The organism is Phaeocystidibacter luteus, from assembly GCF_008933115.1.
In the GTDB taxonomy this organism is placed as follows: Bacteria; Bacteroidota; Bacteroidia; order Flavobacteriales; family Schleiferiaceae; genus Phaeocystidibacter; species Phaeocystidibacter luteus.
In genome coordinates, this window is sequence record NZ_WBVO01000003.1 from 194,557 (window position 1) to 214,473 (window position 19,917).

Genomic DNA, 19,917 nt, shown 5'->3' on the forward strand with positions numbered 1-19,917 from the left:
TTCATTATCATTTCAATGTCCGTGCCGAACGCTTAGTGCGTTACGTTCAAGCGGAGTGTAGATACGTTTTCGTTCTGTTGAACTTTCACCATGTACACGCCAGCTGGAAGGTCAGCAACATTCAATTGAATGCTCTGAGCACCTGCAGTGATGTCCTTACTGATTGTGCTAACAGCACGACCGTTGATGTCAAGTACAGTTACGTTAACCATGCCAGCCTCAGCAGCTTCGAAAGAAAGCTCAGCTGAACGGTCAGCAGGGTTAGGGAACAATACTGCATCAGCTACAGTGTTCTCTTCAACACCAATCTTGTTGGCAGCAATGTTCACATCGTCGATGAAGAGGTTGTTTCCGTAGTCAGAAGTACCCACGAACTTCACGATCAACTCTGTTGAGTTCTGAAGGCTAGCAGGGATGTAAGCAGTAGATGCTTTCCAATCTGTAGGATCGTTAGCGAAGAATGGGCTTGTGCTTGTTGGCGTTGGAGTTGTGATAAGGTCAGATCCAGACTTCATCCATACAGAAGTCCAAGTCACACCACAGTCACCAGAAATCAAGATTTCAAGCTTGTCGTTCTCACCGCTGTAAGACTGGTGAGCCCAGTTAAAGTGAATCTTAGCGTTCGCTTCTCCAGAGATATCAACCTTAGGGAAGATAAGTTCACCTACTTCACCATTCTGAAGGTAGAAGAATCCAAAGAGCATTGACTTGTTAGAAGCGGCGAAACCACCATACTGACCAGTTCCGTTGATGAAAGCAGCATCAATTACAGTGTTGTATGTAGTGTTACCGTTCAAGATCATGTTGTTCGGTACGCTACCAGACTGAGCGTTCTCGAAGTTTCCAGTGAATGGTGAAGGATTCACGATTGGTGAAATCACGTTCACAGAGAAAGGATCGATGTTGTTGTTCAAGCTGTTCACGTCACGTGATCCGTTTGGATTAGCAACACGAGCTTCGATAGTGTTTGTAGCGAAAGGAAGGTTCGCTTGTGGGAATGTAACTGTCGCAGTTTGGTTCTGGCTAAGGCTACCAGTCCAAGCTTGAGTTACCCATGCACCACCGTTAATGCGGTACTGAACGTCAGCAGTAGTTGCAGTTGCAGCACTGATGTTTTCAATCTCAAACTCAGGAGTGATTGTACCAGCACAAAGGTCGCTGCTAGAACCAGTCGCGTTAGAGATAGTCATGTCAGGAATGTTAGTTGGAGCAGGAACAGCAGGGCTGAATGACGCCTGGTGTACGCTCTTGTCTCCGTCTTCCTGAATGTACGCTACTACAGCTACTTCGTTGTAGTTGTAGATGTGCATTGGCAACTCTTCAGCATATGTGAAGGTAGTCGCAGCACCGTTAGCAGGCCAAGAATCAGCAATAGACATACCAGCAGGGCTTGGGTACATCTTGCGGTTCACATGGTAGAACTCAGTCTCACCATTAGTACCTGGAGCTGTAGCAAACTGCATATCTTCTTCAATAACAGAAACATGTAGTTTCAATGAACCTGCACTCTGAGAGTTAACAGTGAATCCGTCAACGTTCTGAATAGTTACAGTGATGAAGATTGAGTCAAGGTCAGCAGACAAAGTGTGCGAAGTAGTCATGCTAAACGATGAAGTAACAGCGGCTCTTGAAGTCAAGTCGCTCTGTGTGAAACTTCCAGGGTTGTTACTTCCTGCTCCTGGAGCCAATTGACCTCCGTCCATGCGGCCGTTTGGTGCGCTGGTTACGGAGTAATAAGACCTACGATCATCAGAATCTGTAGTCCATCCTAGGTAAATAGGACCAGCAGAAGGAATCGGCACTTGGTGCTTCAACATTACTGCTGTATTCGGGTTTGCTGAGACAATTGCATCGAACCCAGGATTGTATTGGGCGCAAGGAGGGCAATTCTCTCCGGTAAATTCTTCAATCAAGACGACGCGGTTCGCCTGACCGAAACTCGCTAGCGACAAAAGCGCCAACGAAACTGTGTAAAGCTTCTTCATGGAAACAAACAATTAAGGGTTATCGCGGCACAAATTAAGATTTGTTTAAATTTGTAACCACTCTTTTCAGAGTTTTTTACACTTGAAGTTACGAAAATGAAGAAACTTTACACGCTGATTCTCGCCACCTTACTGGTTTTCGGAGGAAAATTAGGAGCTCAAACTTTAGAGCTTACACAATACGATGAAACCACAAATGCCAACTCTACTTATTTACACGAAGTAAAGGCGCACGTGACTGTTACCAATAACGGAGCTGAAGCAACTTACCACGTTGCTCGCATTGACAACGGTTATTCGAGTATCGCAGATAGCAACTATTTCTGCTGGGACCTATGCTACGGCGTTGGTACGGATAGCAGCAATTTTGGAGGCGTGACTATCCCTGCAGGTGGTCGCAACACAGACTTCTACATCGGTGTATATGTAAGAGGGAACAATGTTTCAGGAAATGATTCTTTGGTTTACCGCTTTTACAATACGGCAGACCCAAGCGATTACCTCGATGTAACGTTCCAGGTAAACGTTTCACCTACCATCTCAACAATCGAAGTTGAAGCGAAGGATGTGAATGTATATCCAAATCCAGCAAGTGACTTTATCAATATCAGCCTCCAGAACATGTCTGAAGGTACAGTTAGGTTAGTAAACCTTGCTGGCGTTACCGTGAAGTCACAGTCTTTCTCTGGATTGACAGACATGAGAATGGATGTGCGTGAATTGCCAGCAGGCGTGTACATGCTACAAACCATTTCCAGCGGAAATCTACAAGACACTCAGCGAATTGTAATCTCTAGATAAGATTCTTCGCAACTCAATATAGAAGGGGCTCGATATTCGAGTCCCTTTTTTATTTCCCGCCATTTTAAATTTCTTTTAACACGGTGTACGATTTTCATACTTTTGGCGTTTTCCAGCCGCGCCGATGTCGAAGTCGCTGCCTTAGAAAGATTTAAAGACAACCTGAATGTACCATCATCTCAGAGGACGCCTCGTTGAGAAGAATCCAACCTTTGTGGTCGTAGAATGCCATGGAGTGGGGTATTACGTGAATATTTCGCTGAGCACCTATGCTCAAATTGGCGATGATGAAAACGTAATGATCTACACTCATCTCGCAGTTCGAGAAGACGCACACGTGTTGTACGGATTCGCTCACGAAAGTGAAAGGGAAATCTTTAGACTACTCATCAGTGTTTCGGGGGTCGGTGCGAATACCGCCAGGATGATCCTCAGCTCTCTTTTACCTGACGAAGTGGAAATGGCAATCAGGTCAGAAAATATTGCACTGTTAAAAGGCGTTAAAGGCATCGGAGCAAAGACGGCCCAACGCATCGTTGTTGATCTCAAAGATAAGGTCGGCCTTTCGTCTGAATCAGGTTCGATTTCGACGTCAGTCTCGTCATCTAGAGAAGAAGCAATTGTCGCATTGGAGGTGCTCGGATTTTCGCGTAAAGCCATCGAGAAGGTGGTAAGCGCGCATCTTGCACAGGAGCCAGAGGCTTCCGTAGAACTGATTATTAAAAACGCCCTTCAGAAACTATAGGCTTGAGACTATCTGTCGCAAAACCTTTATTGCCTATCCTCATAGCGCTTCCTTTGCTCTGGTCCTTCAGTACCTCGAGCGAGTTCGTGTCTGGATATGAAGCCCCCTCTGCCATCGCGTTAGTCGATACGGGCGACCCCGACTCCCTCATCTATCCTATTCCAGACGGAGAGTCCGGCGGCGTATACCTCAACGATCCATCAAATGTCCGCGAAGAGGTTACTTTCGATCCCGCAACAGGTTTCTACACCATTCAGAAGTACATCGGGAACGTACCATATGGCGATCCCATCATTCTTACCTCACAACAGTATTATGATCGCGTTTTCACTGAAATCGATCAGGAGTACTTCCCGGAAAGAGTCGAACAGACCTCTAGAGCTACTTCCAGCGGGGGTAGCGGTGACGACAGAGAAAGTGACGGCCTCATCCCAGATATCCAAATCAACAGCGAAACCTTCGCCGATATCTTTGGAGGGAATACCATCGAAATCCGTCCACAAGGTACCGCCGAAATTAGATTCGGAGGTCGCTATCAGAAAATCGAAAACCCCATCATCCCTGTCCGTAACCAGCGCACTTTCGCGTTCGACTTCGACCAACGGATTCAGATGAACATCACCGGAAAGATTGGAGAACGACTCCGATTGAGTACGAACTACGATACCGAGGCAACATTCGCCTTTGAGAACAAGATGAAATTGGAATTCCAGGGACAGGAAGACGATATCATCAAGAACCTCGAAATGGGTAACGTATCACTTCCTGTGAACTCTTCCCTTATCACTGGTGCACAGAGTCTCTTTGGGGTGAAGGGTAAGTTCCAATTCGGAAAGACCACAATCACCTCCGTATTCTCAGAACAACGCTCTCAATCACAGTCCCTAAGCATTCAAGGGGGCGCAACTCAGCAAGAGTTTGAAATCTGGGGCGATCAATACGAAGCAAACCGCCACTACTTCCTCAGCCAATATTTCCGCAACCACTACGAAGAGTGGTTGTCGACCATGCCGGTGATTAACTCACCCATTCAAATTACCAAAGTTGAGGTTTGGGTTACAAATAGAAGATCGGTAACGCAGGATGTGCGTAACATCGTGGCTTTCATGGACCTTGGTGAAAATCAGAATGCGGCCTATCGAGACGGCAACCGTCCACTTGGAGGCCCGGATATCTTCCCTGGTTCATCTACTTCAGAGTTCCCTAATAATGGGGCCAACCAACTTGATCCGGCAGAATTGACGGCCCAATACCCAGGAGTTCGCGATATCGGCGATGTAAATGCCGTCCTGAATTCAGCTGGATTCATCGAGTCGACCGAATATGTTGAGCTTACCAACGCGAGAAAACTTCAACCTTCGCAGTATAAGCTCGACCCTCAACTAGGTACGATTTCCCTTAATGAGGCACTGAATCAAGATGAAGTTCTTGCCGTTGCATTCCAGTACACCGCATTTGGACAAACCTATCAAGTAGGTGAATTCTCCACCGATGGTGTCAATCCGCCAAGCACACTTGTCGTAAAGATGTTGAAGAGTACCATTTTGGATGTGAAGATTCCAATTTGGGACTTGATGATGAAGAACGTTTATTCACTAGGAGCATTCCAAGTGAGTCGCGAAGATTTCCGTCTTCAGGTTCTTTACATGAATGACGAAACAGGAACGCCAATTCCATTCCTTCCTAATTCAAACCTCGAAGACACGCTACTACTCAACGTGATGAAGCTCGACCAGTTGAACTTCAACAACGACCCTGTTCCCGATGGTATGTTTGACTTCGTTGACGGAATCACCATCAATCCTCAAAATGGTCGACTATACTTCCCAGTACTCGAGCCATTCGGTCAGAATCTTTCAGACAACCTCGATACAGAAGAAGCGAGAGATCAATACGTCTACCAAGAACTCTACGATTCAACCCGATTTAGAGCACAAGATCAAACCGCAAAGAACAAGTTCCTCCTCAAAGGTCAATACAAATCCTCCTCAGGTTCCGTCATTCAACTTAATGCCTTCAATATTCCGCAAGGGTCGGTAACTGTTTCCGCCGGTGGCGCCAAACTAACAGAAGGACAAGATTATACGGTCGATTATAACCTTGGACAAGTTCGTATCATCAACGAGAGTATCTTAAACTCGGGTGTTCCAATTAACGTGAGCTTTGAGAACAACAGCCTGTTCAACTTCCAAACAAAGACCTTCGCTGGAGCAACCTTCGACCACCGTGTCAGCGACAATTTTAATGTCGGCGGGGCAATTCTCCACCTTCGCGAGCGACCGCTAACTCAGAAAGTAAACATTGGCGATGAACCTATTGCCAACACTATTTACGGTCTGAATACACAGTACAGCCAAAATGTGCCGGTGCTAACACGCATCGTGGATGCAATTCCTTTTATCGATACCAAAGAACCTTCAAGCATTCAGTTCCAGGGTGAATTCGCACACATGATTCCAGGATCTCCAAGCGGAATTAAGATTGGTGATGATGGGGCTACGACGTATATCGACGACTTTGAAAGTAGCCAGACGAATATTGATATCCGAGGAGCGACAAGCTGGCTCTTAGCGAGTACTCCGGCCAATCAACCCGCTCTATTCCCCGAAGGTGATTTGAGTCAGGATCTAGCGTACAACTACAACCGTGCGAAACTTGCTTGGTACATTATTGATCCAGTTTTTTATGCAGATAATGCGCAAACTCCAGACAATATCCGCGCAGACAAGGACATCATTTCCGATCACAGACAACGTCCTGTAGATATACAGGAGGTTTTCCCGAATACGAGTCTCCAACAAGGAACTACTGTGCGTAACATCGCCATGTTCGACTTGGCGTTCTATCCGAACGAACGTGGCCCGTATAACTTCGAAGTAGAGCCAACGAACTATTCAGCCGGTATAAATGCGGATGGTGAGCTCCGAGATCCAGAATCGAGATGGGGTGGCATCATGCGACCGCTTCAGGTAAATAACTTCGAGGAACAGAACATCGAGTTTATTCAGTTCTGGATCATGGACCCATACCTTGAAGCAGATGATGCCAACAACCCTGGCGGTGATTTGTACTTCAACCTTGGATCCGTTTCTGAGGATATCTTAAAGGATGGCCGACAAAGCTTCGAGAATGGATTGGCCGCTGATGGCTCAATTGGGTCACTCGATTCAACGGTTTGGGGTTATACATCGCAAAACCAGCCTATCGTTGATGCCTTCGACAACGATCCAGATGCGCGTCCGAATCAGGATATTGGTCTCGATGGATTGACCACCGAACAAGAACGCGGATGGTCGTATCAAGGTAGTCAGACCTACCTCCAGAGAATTGAGGCGGCTTTCGGAACCGCATCGAACGCATATGCTTCGGCGAACAATGACCCATCTGCCGATGACTTTACCTACTATCGAGGTCAGGCGCTAGACGATGCCAATGCAGATGTCCTCGAACGCTACAAAAATTTCAACGGTACGGAAGGTAACTCAAGTACAGATCAAGTGGGCGGCTTCCCTGCGTTCGCGACAAACCTTCCGGATAAGGAAGATGTAAACCGCGACTTGACCTTGAGCAAAACGGAAACTTACTTCCAGTATCGAGTATCACTCAGGAGAGAAGACCTCCAAACGGTAGGGGAGAATTACATCACCGACATCTACGAAACGAACGCTCCTACGCCAAACGGACAAAGTCGTCCAACCCGCTGGATTCAGTTTAAGATTCCAATCTTTGAACCCGATCAGCGCATTGGTCAAATCAACGACTTCCGATCTATCCGATTCATCCGTATGATCATGAGGGGCTTTGCCCAGAAAACCGTTGTGCGTTTTGCACGTCTTGATCTAGTGAGAGGTGAGTGGAGAAGATACCAATTCGACTTGGCGAACCTCAATGAACAAGTTCCAATTGACGGCTCCACGAATACTATCTTCAATGTTAACGCAGTAAACCTCGAAGAGAACGGAGATAGAGATCCAATCAACTACGTGCTTCCTCCAGGTATTGAGCGACAGATTCTATTTGGCAACACTTCAACGGTACAGCAAAACGAGCAGTCGCTTTCTATGTACGTATGCAACCTAGAGGACGGTGATGCCAGAGCGGTTTTCCGCAACCTCCAGCTGGACATGCGTATGTATGGTAGACTAAAGATGTTTGCCCACGCGGAAGCGGGTTCTGCAAGCGAGATATTGAAGGATGGAGACATCAACCTCTTCGTTCGTTTGGGATCTGACTACAACAGCAACTACTACGAATTTGAACTTCCACTTACAGTTACCCAGTGGGGCGATAACAATCCGAACAACGTTTGGCCAACGGCGAACAATATCGACTTAGACTTCGACGATCTGACCGATGTGAAATTGGAGAGAGATCGTGCGATGCAGGGTGATCCAAACATGAACCGCCAGACGCTCTACACCGTTTCGCGAGGAGGAGGACAAATCGGCGTACTCGGTAGTCCGAACCTAGGGAATGTTCGAACGGTGATGATCGGTATTCGAAATCCGAAGCGCGTGTTGAATGGCCCTGATGACGGTCAAGCTAAGTGTGCTGAGGTTTGGGTGAACGAGCTTCGAATGACCGAATTTGACAACCGCGGTGGATGGGCAGCCAATGCTCGAATGACTGCGAAGTTGGCCGACTTTGCCAACGTTAGCGTTACGGGTAACTATAGTTCGGTCGGATTCGGAAGTCTGGATCAAGGGCCTCAAGAACGGAATCAGTTTGAGGCGCTCAGCTACAACCTTCAAACAAACGTAGAACTAGGGAAGTTCTTCAACGACGACTATGGAATTCGAGTTCCGGTGTTCTTCAACTTGAGTGAAGAGTGGAAGAATCCGATGTTCAACCCACTTGATCCGGATATCGAGTTCCCTGTGGCGGTGGAAAACTTAGAGACGCAAGCCCAAAGAGACAGTTTGAAGCAAGCCTCGCAGGACTACACAATTCGACGTGATGTGAACTTCACAAACGTTCGCAAAGAACGAAGTGGAGCAAGCGGTCGGGCACCTCAGATTTATGATATCGAAAACTTCTCGGTCAGCTATAGCTTCTCCGAAGTGTACCGCAGAAACATCAATACGAGATTAGATAGGAGGGTTGACCACAGAGGAACCTTGAACTATACTTATCAAACAAACGCGACTAAGCTGAAGCCATTTGAGAGTATGATCTCGAGCGAGTATCTCGCATTGATTCGGGACTTTAACTTCCAACTCTATCCACAGCGATTCAGCTTCAGAGGTGACGTGGTGCGCTCCTATCAGCAGCTACAAATGCGTAATGTGGACAACCCTGATCCGAAGTTCGCCCTTCCAGTGAACTGGAACAAGAACTTCACGATGGATAGAAATTACAACCTCGCTTGGGACTTTACGGAGAGGTTGAAGATGGACTACAATGCGGTACAACGCGTACGATTCGATGAGCTTGCCGGTCCAATTAATAATCCGAATGCGCAAGAGTTCCTAAATAACAACCTTCGCGACTTCGGACGACCTACACAGTTCCACCAGCAGATTAACTTGACGTGGCAACTACCGATTGACAAGATTCCATACCTCCAATTCATCAATGCTAGTGTTCGATACTCGGGTGATTACGATTGGAACGCCATTTCACTGAGAGCTCAACAGGATACGGCCTTGAACTATGGGAACACCATACAGAACAGTTCAAATTGGCAGGGGAACTTAAACTTGAACATGACCACACTTTATAACAAGTTTGGTTTTATCAATCGCCTTTCTCAACCTTCACAACAGATGCGCAGGAACGGACCTGTTCGTCGTCAGCTTCCGGGAAGCAATCAGCAGCAGAGTACGTTAGAAGAAGATGAAGACGATGGCAAGGAAGGCTTCGGCATGAAGGCAGCTCGATTTGGAGTTGGGCTCCTTACCATGGTGAAAAACGTTACGGGAACATACACCCTTACGGAAGGAACCTTGCTCCCGGGATACCTTCCGGAGCCTGTATTCTTCGGTATGAGCGATGTTAATGGATGGGCTCCAGGAGTGCCATTCGCCTTTGGTTTCCAAACGCCGGTTGCGGAACAGTTGGCAGAATTGGAACTTTCGGAATCTCCTGGAGAAGGCGACAACATCTATCTCACGCAAAAGCGAGGTCAGCCTAATCGCTACACAGAGACGCGCAACACCAACTTGCAAATTCGCGGTACGGTGGAGCCGATCAAGGACTTGAGAATTGATCTCAACTTTACACGTCAAACCGGATATAACTTTAGCAGTGTGTTCCGATATGTTGGAGATCACCCGGATGACCAAGTCTTACGTGATGCCTACGGCGAAGGATTCCAGTTTTTGAATCCTATGGCGATGAACACCTACAACATCTCTTGGATTGCATGGGGAAGCGCTTTTGAATCTGCGGGTAGTGAATCGGCTGCTTACGATAAGTTCTTGGAGAACCGATTTGTGGCTTCAGAAAGATTGGCGCAAGACTACTTCAATAGTGGACAGGATCCGAACTACCAGCTGATTGACCGCCAGGACAGTGGCTATGTCGGATACTCCGTTTATTCCCAGCAGGCGATGATTCCATCCTTCATATCTGCTTACGGTGGAGATCCAATTGATCAAGTAGGGTTGAGCTTGGATGAGCTTCCAAGAATTCCGATGCCGAATTGGCGAGTGAACTACACTGGATTGATGCGTTTGGAATGGTTCAAGGAGAAATTCTCAAGCTTCACGTTGAGTTCTTCGTACAATTCTACAATGCAGATTGCGAACTATCAGACTAACCTGTTGCGTCAGCAGGCAATCCTAGAAGATCCAACAGTTAATCCGATTGATCCAACGGGTGATTTTATGCCGGAGAATCAGGTAAGTCAGGTTACGATGTCCGAGAGCTTCCGTCCTCTTGTAGGGTTCAACATGAGAATGAAGAACAACACAACCTTCAAGATTGACTACAACCGCGATAGAAACATCTCATTGAGCTTGGCGAACCAACAGATTACGGATACAAAGGGCAATGAATTCACAATCGGCGCCGGTTACATTATCAAGGATGTGAAGTTCAACTTGATTCGCACTGGTAGAAACCGAACGGCTGTCAACTCTAACTTGGAGTTACGTCTCGATTTGTCGATTAGAGATAACATCACGGTAATTCGTCGTATTGCGCAGGGTGACGATCAGGTGACAGCGGGTCAGCGTTTGACAACCATCAAGTTTACAGCTGATTACAAGCTTTCGCGAAGAATCACGGCACAGTTCTACTACGATCAGAACATCGCGACATTCAAAACTTCAAGTGCCTTCCCGACCAACCGTGTTCAAACCGGTATTGCAGTTCGTTTGAGTTTAGCAAACTGATGCTTGCAAGTCAGGGTCGGAATCTCATACATTTGTGAAAAATTTACACTCATGAATATTCCAGCTGAACTCAAGTACTCTAAAGATCACGAGTGGATTCGTGTAGAGGGAGATGTTGCCGTAGTAGGTATTACAGACTTTGCTCAAAGCGAGCTTGGTGATATTGTTTTTGTTGATATCGATCAAGAAGGCGAGACGCTCGATTCGGAAGAAGTATTTGGTTCGGTAGAAGCCGTGAAAACAGTTTCTGATTTGTTCATGCCAATTTCTGGAGAGGTTGCGGAAGTGAACGAACTTCTAGCGGATGAGCCAGAGAAGGTGAACGGAGATCCATACGGTGACGGATGGATGATCAAAATTAAGATGAGTGATAGCTCGGAGGTGGACGGATTGATGTCTGCTGACGAATACAAAGATCACATTGGGGGCTAAGAAAGCATCCTTTAAATATTACACCCCAGTCGTAAGCTGGGGTGTTTTTATTTTGGTGATGAGCTTATTGCCATCCCAAGAGCTTCCGAATACACTTGTGGAGATGAATGATTTGGTGATTCATGGAGGCATTTATGTGGTGTTTTCTGCGGCATTAAGTTGGGCATACTTCAAAATGGGTGTGCTAGATTTTCGCAAGACCTTATTTGTGTTATCCAGTTCAATACTCTTTGGGGTATTCATTGAATTTGCCCAGGCTTCCCTCACTACGTACCGCCATTTTGAGTTTGCAGATATAGGAGCGAATTCAGTCGGAGCCATTCTGGGTTCACTAGTTTCATTTTTGATTTACAGACGACTTGTAAAGACCGCTTAAAAGTTGGTCTGGTTCTTGTGTTCTGTTGAGTGAATCAATATTCCTCATTATGGCACGTAAAGAATCCTCTGCAAGCCTTGAACGTTATCGAGTGACGTTCTTTATGGTTGGACTAGTGCTCGCTCTCGTGGCAGCTCTCACCACACTCGAATGGACCTTTATCGATAAAGAGGTGGCTGTATTGCCTCCTGCACCCCGGGATACGGATGTGGTCACAATTATTCCTCAGACCTATCGACAGCAAAGAGAAGTTCCCAAAGAGACCAATTACGATCAGGTGAACGACGAAATCTTCACCAACTATGAAGAGCCTTCGTTCGTAGATACTAAGACTGATTTAGGATTGGGCGATGATGATCAATATGCGGTCATCGAACCTATTCCAGGAATCGACTACACCATTCCGGTCGACGAATTTGCGCTTTCGAGACTTCCGATATACAGCGGTTGTGAAACGGTGAGCGCCGACGACAGAACGGAGTGTATGCGAGAATCGCTTCGTCAACAGATTCAAGAAAAATTGAAAATAGACGACTTCAATGTGCCGTACACAACAACAGTTTACATTGAGTTCGTTGTAGATACACAGGGCAAAATCAGCAGTGTGCAAGTGCTTCGCGCTCCATCGGCACACATTGAGATCCAACTAAAGGAAATCATGATGAATTTGCCGCCATTTATGCCGGGACAGCGAAATGGACATGACCAGGCGGTTAAGTTGTACTTACCAGTGCGACTTAGTCGATGAGATGACAAATTATTCTAGGAATCCTATTATCTTAGCACCAGAAATTTCTTCGTATGAAATCGAGAAAGACAGAAAAAGCAAATCTTGAGTTGAGAAGAGGCCTCTTCCGTGATATCGGATTGGTACTCGGGCTTGTAGTGATCTACGGGCTCATGTCAGCTAAGTTCTACCCAGAGAAAGTAAAAGGTCTCGCTATTGAAGGCGGAAACATTGAAGAGGAGGTAATTCCAATTACCAAGCCTGATATGCCTAAGCCACCACCACCGCCAGAAGCTCCGCCTGAGGTGCTCGAAGTTGTGGAAGATGATATCGAAATCGACGAAATCGAGCTCGAGTCAACTGAAGTTTCAGAAGACACTGAGATCGCTTTGATCGAGGAAGTTGCCGAAGCATCTGATGAGGTATTTGACTTTGTTCGTGTAGAAGCCTACCCAGTATTCCCTGGATGTGAAGGTGAGCCAACAAATGATGACAAGTATCGTTGCTTCGAAACTCAAGTTCGTTCACGCATTGGTGCGGAGTTCGAGTTCCCTGCTATCGCCCGTCAAATGGGTACAGGTGGTAAGGCGTATGTAAACTTCATCATCGAACGCGACGGAAGCATCTCCAACGTACAAATCGTTCGTTCTTCTGGTGATGCGAGTATCGACCAAGAAGCGGTTCGCTCTGTAAAGGCAGCCCTTCCTAAAATGACTCCAGCGAAAGTTGGTGGTCGAGCAGTACGTATGACTTACACAGTGCCAATTAACGCACGTATTCAATAAAAGCATAAAGGTATGTACCTTTGAAACCTCCCACCTTGGGAGGTTTTTTTATGCCGAAAATCGAAGCCTAGAATGGACAAGTACACATCCGCAATCCACGCAACACTAGACGGTGGAAAAGCTATCCTCGACGTTTACCACAAAGAAGAAACTATTAAAGTTCTCGAGAAGGAAGATAAATCTCCGCTCACGGAAGCCGATATGGCTGCCCATACGGCCATTATGAAATGGCTTGACCAGACGGATATTCCGGTATTGAGTGAAGAAGGAAAGTCGATTGCCTTCGAGGAAAGGTCTGCATGGGGAACCCTTTGGGTTGTGGACCCGTTAGACGGAACTAAGGAATTCATCAAAAGAAATGGTGAATTCACTGTGAACATTGCCTTGGTTGAGAATGGTGTGCCTGTGTTCGGAGTGATTTACGTTCCAGTGAAACACACACTTTATTTTGGCGGGACAGCGATAGGATCGTTTAAAGTTGAGCGCATTTCGTCAGATACGCAGTTTGATTCGATGGACGAACTAATGACGGCAGCGACCAAGCTTCCGGGCAATACACCAAAAACCTTCACGGTAGTTGGAAGCCGTTCTCACATGAACGACGATACAAAGGAGTACATCGATTCACTTAAGGAGGAGCACGGTGATGTTGAAATCATGTCGAAGGGCAGCTCATTGAAGATATGTATGGTCGTTGAAGGCGAGGCGCATGAATACCCGCGTTTTGCTCCGACCATGGAATGGGATACAGCGGCTGGACATGCCTTGGTTTTAGGTGTTGGGAAGCAGATGGTTATCCCAAGTTCTGGCGAGCCGTTGCAGTACAATAAGCGTGATTTGCTAAATCCTTACTTTCTAGTAAAGTAGGAACAATATCGTCTTGGTAACTGTTCTACTGTGCAGTATCTTTGCGGTCCGAATGAAAGAGAGCTCTACCACATATTTGGGTGGGTCGCGAACTTTACAAGCGCGACTTTCAGATTACACGCAACTTCTCAAGTTTCGACTCACATCGAGCGTCGTTTTCTCGGCCTCTGCTGGATATCTTCTTGCTACAGATAGCTTTAACTGGAGCGTGTTCGTTGCGCTGGTTTTAGGAGGCTTCTTAACGGTAGGGGCTTCGAACGCTTTCAATCAGATTTGGGAGAGAAACCGCGACGCCTTGATGAACCGCACCAAGAATCGTCCATTGGCAGCCGGAAGGATGTCGGTAACCGAAGGCTTAATTGTTAGCACGCTCGCTCTGATTGCTGGCGCTGTATTGCTCTTTAGGATTAACCCGATGAGCGCATACTTCGGTTTGTTGTCGGTCGGACTATACACCTTGGTGTACACACCGATGAAGGCGCGGACCCCGTGGGCTGTGTTTGTAGGAGCTTTTCCTGGCGCTATTCCATTCATGCTTGGATGGGTGGCTGCAACAAATGACTTTGATATTGAACCAGGGCTTCTTTTTGCTGTTCAGTTTTTCTGGCAGTTCCCTCACTTTTGGGCTATTGGTTGGGTTGCGTATGAAGATTATGCAAAGGCCGGGTATTATCTTTTGCCTACACGAAAGAGAGATCAGACCTCGGCTAATTTGATTATCACCTACACCATCTGGACCATCTTTGTGAGTCTGTTGCCCGTCTTCTCTTTTACTGGAGCTTTGACGCTAAGTATACCATCTGCAATTGTAGTTTTCCTCTTGGGGTTATGGTTGTTGAGTAAGGCTATAAAGCTCAAGAGAAATCCGGGTAGAGAGGCAGCTCGAAGCTTGATGCTGACGAGTGTTGGATACTTGCCGCTGGTACAAATTGTTTACGTCCTCGAACGATACTTGTTCTGATTATGACTGATGCTACGTTAAAGCAACAAAGGAAGAGAGCTGCTAAGCCCATGTTGTGGATTGGTATTGCCTCTATGGTGATGATGTTTGCTGGATTGACCTCTGGTTACATTGTTTCTCGATCGTACTTGATGGATGAAAGCGGATGGTTGATGTTCGAGATTCCGTCAATTTTCTACGTTTCTACAGCTGTTATTTTGGCGAGTAGCGGTACTATGATGCTCGCGGTAAAATCCAGTCGGAAGGGTGATTTTTCGGCAACAACCCGATGGATCTTAATCTCTGTGGTCTTGGGAACAGCATTTGGCTTTTTGCAGTTCTTTGGATGGAACGAACTCTTCAATTCAAACATATTCTTTGCTGGAATTCAAGCGAATACGGCAGGGTCGTGGTTCTACGTGATCACAGGATTTCACCTGCTTCACGTGGTAGGTGGATGGATAGCTTTGATTGTTACTGCAATTAAGTCAACTATAGGAAAGTACACGGTTAATGACTACCAAGGAGTAGAGATGGCAGCAATTTTCTGGCATTTCGTGGATATCTTGTGGGTGTTATTATTACTGTTTTTGGCAATAAATCGTTAAACTTGCAGCGAAATTTAATCCACTAAACATGGCGACGACTACGTCAATGGAAATGCCTCAAGACGAAAAAGTTTGGGGCGGAGGGAACCAGCCGATGGGCGCGAGCTACGGCAAACTAATGATGTGGTTCTTCTTGATTTCTGATGCCTTGACATTCTCAGGCTTCCTTACCGCATACGGTTTGATGCGATTCAAGTATGAAACTACTTGGCCTATCGCGGAGCGTGTATTTACACACTTCCCTGGCTTAGAAGGTGATCAACCGCTACTCTACGTAGCCTTGATGACGTTCATCTTGATTATGTCATCCGTGACTATGGTACTAGCGGTACACGAAGGGAAAAACAACCGCAAAATTCGCGTTGGCCTCTGGATGCTAGCGACCATTGTTGGTGGACTTATCTTCCTCGGATCTCAAGCTTGGGAGTGGTATCACTTCATCATTGGAGACAAGGGAGGTATCGAATTGGCTACAACTGAAATTGTACGTCCAGCTGATGCCGATGGCAATTTCCTTACTCTTTCTGAACTCGTTCACGGTGAAGCTGGTGGCCATGGTCATCACGAACACTTCACTATCAAGCAAGTACAAGATGCGTTTGCTCACGGAGATTACACACTTCGCTTCCCTGGAAAGGATAAAGAGTACGGTGTGATGAATCCAGACAACCTAATCGCACACGACGAGGCCGTAGAGCTTCTCGCTTCTGCAGATGTGGTTCAAGGTGCAAATATGACACGCAACGAGTACGGTCATAAGCAGTTCGCAAACTTCTTCTTCTTCATTACTGGCTTCCACGGGTTCCACGTATTCTCTGGAGTAGTATTGAACTTTATCATTTTCTACAACGTAATGTTGGGGACATACCAAAGAAGAGGACACTACGAAATGGTAGAGAAAGTCGGTTTGTACTGGCACTTCGTCGACCTTGTATGGGTATTCGTATTTACCTTCTTCTACCTCGTATAATTTTAGATATCCAAGGAAATTATGTCAGATAATCACGCACACGGAGGAACACGCAGATTGTGGATGGTATTTTTCATCCTTCTCGTCGTAACTACAGTAGAAGTAGCATTGGGTATCATTAAGCCAGAAATCTTGATGGGATCACCTGGTGGTTTCACAAGCTGGTTGAACTACATCTTCATCTTGTTGACGTTGTTCAAGGCCTACTACATCGTTGAAACATTCATGCACTTGGAAGGAGAGCGCAAAAGCCTTCGCCTAGCCATCTATCTTCCAGTACTCATCTTGATACCTTACTTGACTTTCATTCTCCTCGTTGAAGGAAGTGCATTGTTCGCAAGTTAATGTCATCTGTGTTTAAAAAGATTCAACAAAGGGCAGTGCTGGTACTACTACTAGCACTGCCCGTTTCAGTTTATGTGCTCTCAGTTGTCTTCAGCGGTGAGCTCAATTTCAAGGTTCTCGAAAAGATCGGACCTAAAGAAGTGGTAGAGAATGCCGACGGCACTTTCGATACCGCTTATTACAAGATTCCCGACTATTCTTTCGTCAATCAGTACGGTGATACAGTGACACGTGCCGACATGGAAGGCAAAATCTACGTGGCGTCATTTTTCTTTACGACTTGTCCAACCATTTGCCCAAGCATGAACTTTCACCTAAAGGAAGTCTATTCGCGCTTGAGCTCCTTCAAGGACGTTCGTTATCTATCTCATTCTATTGACCCGACTCACGATAGTGTTCCAGTTCTTCGTCAGTATGCAAGAGATCTAGGTGTGGAGAACACAAACACCTGGTACTTTGTTACAGGAGATAAAGAAGAGATATTCTCCATGGCCGATGCCTATTTCCTTGCAGCGCAAGAAGATTCGCTCAGACAAGATCACGGAGGGTACTATCACTCTTCGCAAGTGGTTTTGGTGGATTGGGACGGACATATTCGTAGCCGCAGAGACGATAACGGAAATATCGTGGGCGCATACGACATCAGCGAAGCCAAAGACATCAAAGCAATTGTTGATGACTTACGCGTACTCACCAAGGAGTATCGCAAGGTGAAAATGGAACGATGAAAGGACAAGATCAAATCTGGAAGCCAGTAATTATCGCCCTGAGCGTAATTGTACCCTTGGCAGTTGCTGTTTTATTTATGCTGCCGGAGGACATGAAACTCAATATGGGATCAGCGGACCTACGCAGTTTGCCATTCTTTCATGCCGCCCTCAATGGCAGCACGGGAATTTTGCTTCTTCTGGGATTGTTCTTCATTACAAAAAAGCAAGTCAAGTGGCACCGCTTGAGCATGATGGCAGCATTTGGGCTCTCCTCTGTCTTCTTGATTAGCTATGTAATCTATCACTCTAGTACGCCTCAGAGCACGTACGAGGGTGAATGGGGGATTATTTATTATCCCATACTCATCTCTCATATAGTCTTATCTATCCCTGTGTTGCCTTTGGCCATGTTCGCTATTTACAGAGGCTTGACCAATGAGGTGATGAGACATAAGAAAGTAGTGCGTTGGGCCTATCCTATCTGGCTCTATGTTGCGTTCACTGGAGTGTTGGTATATGTATTCATGGCACCGTATTATGCGTAAAAAGGTTGTTTTCATATTCTTCATTCTGGCATTGCTTGCCAGTTACAATGTGGACGCACAATGTGCTATGTGTAAGGCCGTTGCCGAAAGTAATTCTGGAGCTGGTGGAAGTGTGGCTAACGGTCTCAATAGCGGCATTCTATACCTTATGGTCTTTCCATATTTGATGATGGGTGTGGTCGCTTTTTTGTGGTACCGACACAACAAGAAGACTCGCACTCCGCAATCCTAGGCATTCATTGTCGCTTTCCATTGGTCTATACAGTTTGCAAATCCTATATTTGTTAGGCTACAGAACTGCTCATGCCAACAGAAACCAATGAAGAAACACGCTTTCCTTTTTCTTCTGTGCCTCATTTTTACGACTGCCTCTTATAGCCAACAAAAGAAAGAGTGGACATTCGAGGAGTGTGTGAATTACGCACTTGAGAACAATATTGATATCCGCCAGTCACAACAAGATGTGGCCATGGCCGACTATAATCGCGATGCAAACATTGCGAATTTTGCTCCCAATTTGACATTATCCGGCGGGTACAACTGGAACTTCGGTCTTTCGATTGACCCCGTTACCAACTTGCCTTCACGCGCCGACCGACAAACGGGTAACCTCACCCTGAGCTCTTCGTGGGTTCTGTTCGATGGATTGCGAAATATCAATCAATATCAACAGGGTAGAATCGATTATTTGGCATCGACGTATCAGTTATCGGCTATTCGGAATGACGTGACGGTCAACGTGGCGTCCAACTACCTCCAAATCGTAATGAACAAAGAGGTATTGACGGTTGCTACGGAGCAGTACAACAATAGCGTTCGCATGTACGAACAAGCTCAAAAGCGTCGAGAAGCCGGAGTGATTGCAGAGGGCGAACTGCTTCAAGCGGAATCTCAAATGGCTTCGGATGAACAACGAATGGTTGTTGCCGAGAATAATGTGATCTTAAGTCGACTTGCGCTTGCACAATTGCTTCAACTTGATGACCCTTCGAGCTTTGATGTTTCATCTCCAGAGATGGACTTGCCTGAAGGAGCAATTCTTGCTAGGTCTCCTCAGAGTATTTACGAATCCGCACGCGAAGTACAACCCGTAATTCAAGCATCACAGCTCAATGTGCAGAGCGCAGAACTCGCTCTGGATCAATCACAAGGTCAGATTTGGCCTACGATTTCTCTTCGTGCAGCAGTGAGTACGAACTATTCAGATCAGATTCCAACCTTTGATGGGACTCAATCCGTGGTTTCACAAATTGGATATTGGGACGACATGGGCAATCAGGTTCCAGTTTTTACTCAGGTATCAGTTCCCACAGGCAGAGAAGTGAAGGCTGTAGGTCCTCAGCTCGAGGATAACTTGAATCAATTCGTTGGCGTAAACCTGACATGGCCGATTTTCAGCCGCTTACAGGTGCGCAACGATATCCGCAGACAAGAATTTCAGGTGACACGTGCGGAGCTTGAACAAGAACGTCAGGAGAACCAACTTCAGCAAACGATAGAAAGAGCACATGCCGACGCGAAGGCGTCGCTAAAAGCCTATAACGCCTCTACTAAGGCGGCAGATGCAGCCCAAACGAACTTAGACTTTGCAACAATCCGAAGAGAGGAAGGGGCAATTAGTCAGTATGAGTTTGAAACTGCCCGGAACAATTACCTAGCAGCGAAATCACAGCAGCTGCAGTCGAAGTACGACTACATCTTCAAGATTCGAGTGCTAGAATTTTACCTAACCAATCAACTCTAA

Annotated in this window: 17 protein-coding genes; 16 read left to right on the forward strand and 1 reads right to left on the reverse strand. The window is 46.3% G+C overall.

Going from position 1 to position 19,917, the window contains the following annotated elements:
* Nucleotides 1–32: 32 nt before the first annotated feature.
* Entirely contained in the window at nucleotides 33–1,985 is a 1,953-nt protein-coding gene (locus F8C67_RS06250; RefSeq protein WP_151666959.1) for a T9SS-dependent choice-of-anchor J family protein, read from the reverse strand.
* A gap of 96 nt (nucleotides 1,986–2,081) precedes the next feature.
* Between F8C67_RS06250 and F8C67_RS06255 the strand changes: the two genes are divergently transcribed.
* The 16 genes from F8C67_RS06255 (at nucleotide 2,082) to F8C67_RS06330 (ending at nucleotide 19,917) form a co-directional block, all read left to right on the forward strand.
* Entirely contained in the window at nucleotides 2,082–2,786 is a 705-nt protein-coding gene (locus F8C67_RS06255; RefSeq protein ID WP_151666960.1) for a T9SS type A sorting domain-containing protein, read from the forward strand.
* Nucleotides 2,787–2,952: 166 nt separating this feature from the next.
* A complete protein-coding gene (gene ruvA, locus F8C67_RS06260; protein WP_151666961.1) occupies nucleotides 2,953–3,531 on the forward strand; it encodes a Holliday junction branch migration protein RuvA in 579 nt (192 codons plus the stop codon).
* An 86-nt stretch (nucleotides 3,532–3,617) separates the two neighbouring features.
* Entirely contained in the window at nucleotides 3,618–10,868 is a 7,251-nt protein-coding gene (gene sov / locus F8C67_RS06265) for a T9SS outer membrane translocon Sov/SprA (protein ID WP_170266380.1), read from the forward strand.
* 51 nt (nucleotides 10,869–10,919) lie between these two features.
* Entirely contained in the window at nucleotides 10,920–11,300 is a 381-nt protein-coding gene (gcvH, locus tag F8C67_RS06270; RefSeq protein ID WP_151666963.1) for a glycine cleavage system protein GcvH, read from the forward strand.
* A 58-nt stretch (nucleotides 11,301–11,358) separates the two neighbouring features.
* Complete coding sequence (locus tag F8C67_RS06275) at nucleotides 11,359–11,676, forward strand: VanZ family protein (RefSeq protein WP_151666964.1); 318 nt, start codon at nucleotides 11,359–11,361, stop codon at nucleotides 11,674–11,676.
* Nucleotides 11,677–11,725: 49 nt separating this feature from the next.
* A complete protein-coding gene (locus F8C67_RS06280; protein ID WP_151666965.1) occupies nucleotides 11,726–12,424 on the forward strand; it encodes an energy transducer TonB in 699 nt (232 codons plus the stop codon).
* 53 nt (nucleotides 12,425–12,477) lie between these two features.
* Nucleotides 12,478–13,188, forward strand: coding sequence for an energy transducer TonB (locus F8C67_RS06285; RefSeq protein ID WP_151666966.1), 711 nt, complete (start codon nucleotides 12,478–12,480; stop codon nucleotides 13,186–13,188).
* 72 nt (nucleotides 13,189–13,260) lie between these two features.
* Nucleotides 13,261–14,055: a 3'(2'),5'-bisphosphate nucleotidase CysQ gene (gene cysQ / locus F8C67_RS06290; RefSeq protein WP_151666967.1), complete on the forward strand. Its 795-nt coding sequence runs from the start codon at nucleotides 13,261–13,263 to the stop codon at nucleotides 14,053–14,055.
* Nucleotides 14,056–14,107: 52 nt separating this feature from the next.
* Nucleotides 14,108–15,016 (forward strand): heme o synthase, encoded by a 909-nt coding sequence (cyoE, locus tag F8C67_RS06295; RefSeq protein WP_151666968.1) that lies wholly within the window; start codon nucleotides 14,108–14,110, stop codon nucleotides 15,014–15,016.
* Between the two features lie 2 nt (nucleotides 15,017–15,018).
* The gene (locus tag F8C67_RS06300; RefSeq protein ID WP_151666969.1) at nucleotides 15,019–15,603 is read left to right on the forward strand and encodes a cytochrome c oxidase subunit 3; all 585 of its coding nucleotides are present in this window, start codon (nucleotides 15,019–15,021) and stop codon (nucleotides 15,601–15,603) included.
* Between the two features lie 28 nt (nucleotides 15,604–15,631).
* A complete protein-coding gene (locus F8C67_RS06305; RefSeq protein WP_223277524.1) occupies nucleotides 15,632–16,573 on the forward strand; it encodes a cytochrome c oxidase subunit 3 in 942 nt (313 codons plus the stop codon).
* A gap of 21 nt (nucleotides 16,574–16,594) precedes the next feature.
* A complete protein-coding gene (locus F8C67_RS06310) occupies nucleotides 16,595–16,918 on the forward strand; it encodes a cytochrome C oxidase subunit IV family protein (protein WP_151666970.1) in 324 nt (107 codons plus the stop codon).
* Between the two features lie 35 nt (nucleotides 16,919–16,953).
* Complete coding sequence (locus F8C67_RS06315; RefSeq protein WP_170266381.1) at nucleotides 16,954–17,646, forward strand: SCO family protein; 693 nt, start codon at nucleotides 16,954–16,956, stop codon at nucleotides 17,644–17,646.
* A complete protein-coding gene (locus F8C67_RS06320) occupies nucleotides 17,643–18,173 on the forward strand; it encodes a DUF420 domain-containing protein (protein ID WP_151666972.1) in 531 nt (176 codons plus the stop codon). Before F8C67_RS06315 ends, F8C67_RS06320 begins: the two co-directional genes overlap by 4 nt.
* Nucleotides 18,166–18,405 carry a hypothetical protein gene (locus F8C67_RS06325; protein ID WP_151666973.1) on the forward strand — a complete coding sequence of 80 codons (240 nt, stop codon included), beginning with the start codon at nucleotides 18,166–18,168 and terminating at the stop codon, nucleotides 18,403–18,405. Before F8C67_RS06320 ends, F8C67_RS06325 begins: the two co-directional genes overlap by 8 nt.
* A gap of 87 nt (nucleotides 18,406–18,492) precedes the next feature.
* Nucleotides 18,493–19,917, forward strand: coding sequence for a TolC family protein (locus F8C67_RS06330; protein ID WP_151666974.1), 1,425 nt, complete (start codon nucleotides 18,493–18,495; stop codon nucleotides 19,915–19,917).

Excerpts from the sequence above, each read along its gene's own strand:
- cyoE (WP_151666968.1), top strand. The coding sequence starts at position 14,108 with ATGAAAGAGAGCTCTACCACATATTTGGGTGGGTCGCGAACTTTACAA.
- F8C67_RS06305 (WP_223277524.1), top strand. The coding sequence starts at position 15,632 with ATGGCGACGACTACGTCAATGGAAATGCCTCAAGACGAAAAAGTTTGG.
- ruvA (WP_151666961.1), top strand. The coding sequence starts at position 2,953 with ATGTACCATCATCTCAGAGGACGCCTCGTTGAGAAGAATCCAACCTTT.
- F8C67_RS06320 (WP_151666972.1), top strand. The coding sequence starts at position 17,643 with ATGAAAGGACAAGATCAAATCTGGAAGCCAGTAATTATCGCCCTGAGC.
- F8C67_RS06280 (WP_151666965.1), top strand. The coding sequence starts at position 11,726 with ATGGCACGTAAAGAATCCTCTGCAAGCCTTGAACGTTATCGAGTGACG.
- F8C67_RS06285 (WP_151666966.1), top strand. The coding sequence starts at position 12,478 with ATGAAATCGAGAAAGACAGAAAAAGCAAATCTTGAGTTGAGAAGAGGC.
- F8C67_RS06325 (WP_151666973.1), top strand. The coding sequence starts at position 18,166 with ATGCGTAAAAAGGTTGTTTTCATATTCTTCATTCTGGCATTGCTTGCC.
- F8C67_RS06330 (WP_151666974.1), top strand. The coding sequence starts at position 18,493 with ATGAAGAAACACGCTTTCCTTTTTCTTCTGTGCCTCATTTTTACGACT.
- F8C67_RS06310 (WP_151666970.1), top strand. The coding sequence starts at position 16,595 with ATGTCAGATAATCACGCACACGGAGGAACACGCAGATTGTGGATGGTA.
- F8C67_RS06255 (WP_151666960.1), top strand. The coding sequence starts at position 2,082 with ATGAAGAAACTTTACACGCTGATTCTCGCCACCTTACTGGTTTTCGGA.
- F8C67_RS06250 (WP_151666959.1), bottom strand. The coding sequence starts at position 1,985 with ATGAAGAAGCTTTACACAGTTTCGTTGGCGCTTTTGTCGCTAGCGAGT.
- F8C67_RS06275 (WP_151666964.1), top strand. The coding sequence starts at position 11,359 with ATGAGCTTATTGCCATCCCAAGAGCTTCCGAATACACTTGTGGAGATG.
- F8C67_RS06300 (WP_151666969.1), top strand. The coding sequence starts at position 15,019 with ATGACTGATGCTACGTTAAAGCAACAAAGGAAGAGAGCTGCTAAGCCC.
- gcvH (WP_151666963.1), top strand. The coding sequence starts at position 10,920 with ATGAATATTCCAGCTGAACTCAAGTACTCTAAAGATCACGAGTGGATT.
- cysQ (WP_151666967.1), top strand. The coding sequence starts at position 13,261 with ATGGACAAGTACACATCCGCAATCCACGCAACACTAGACGGTGGAAAA.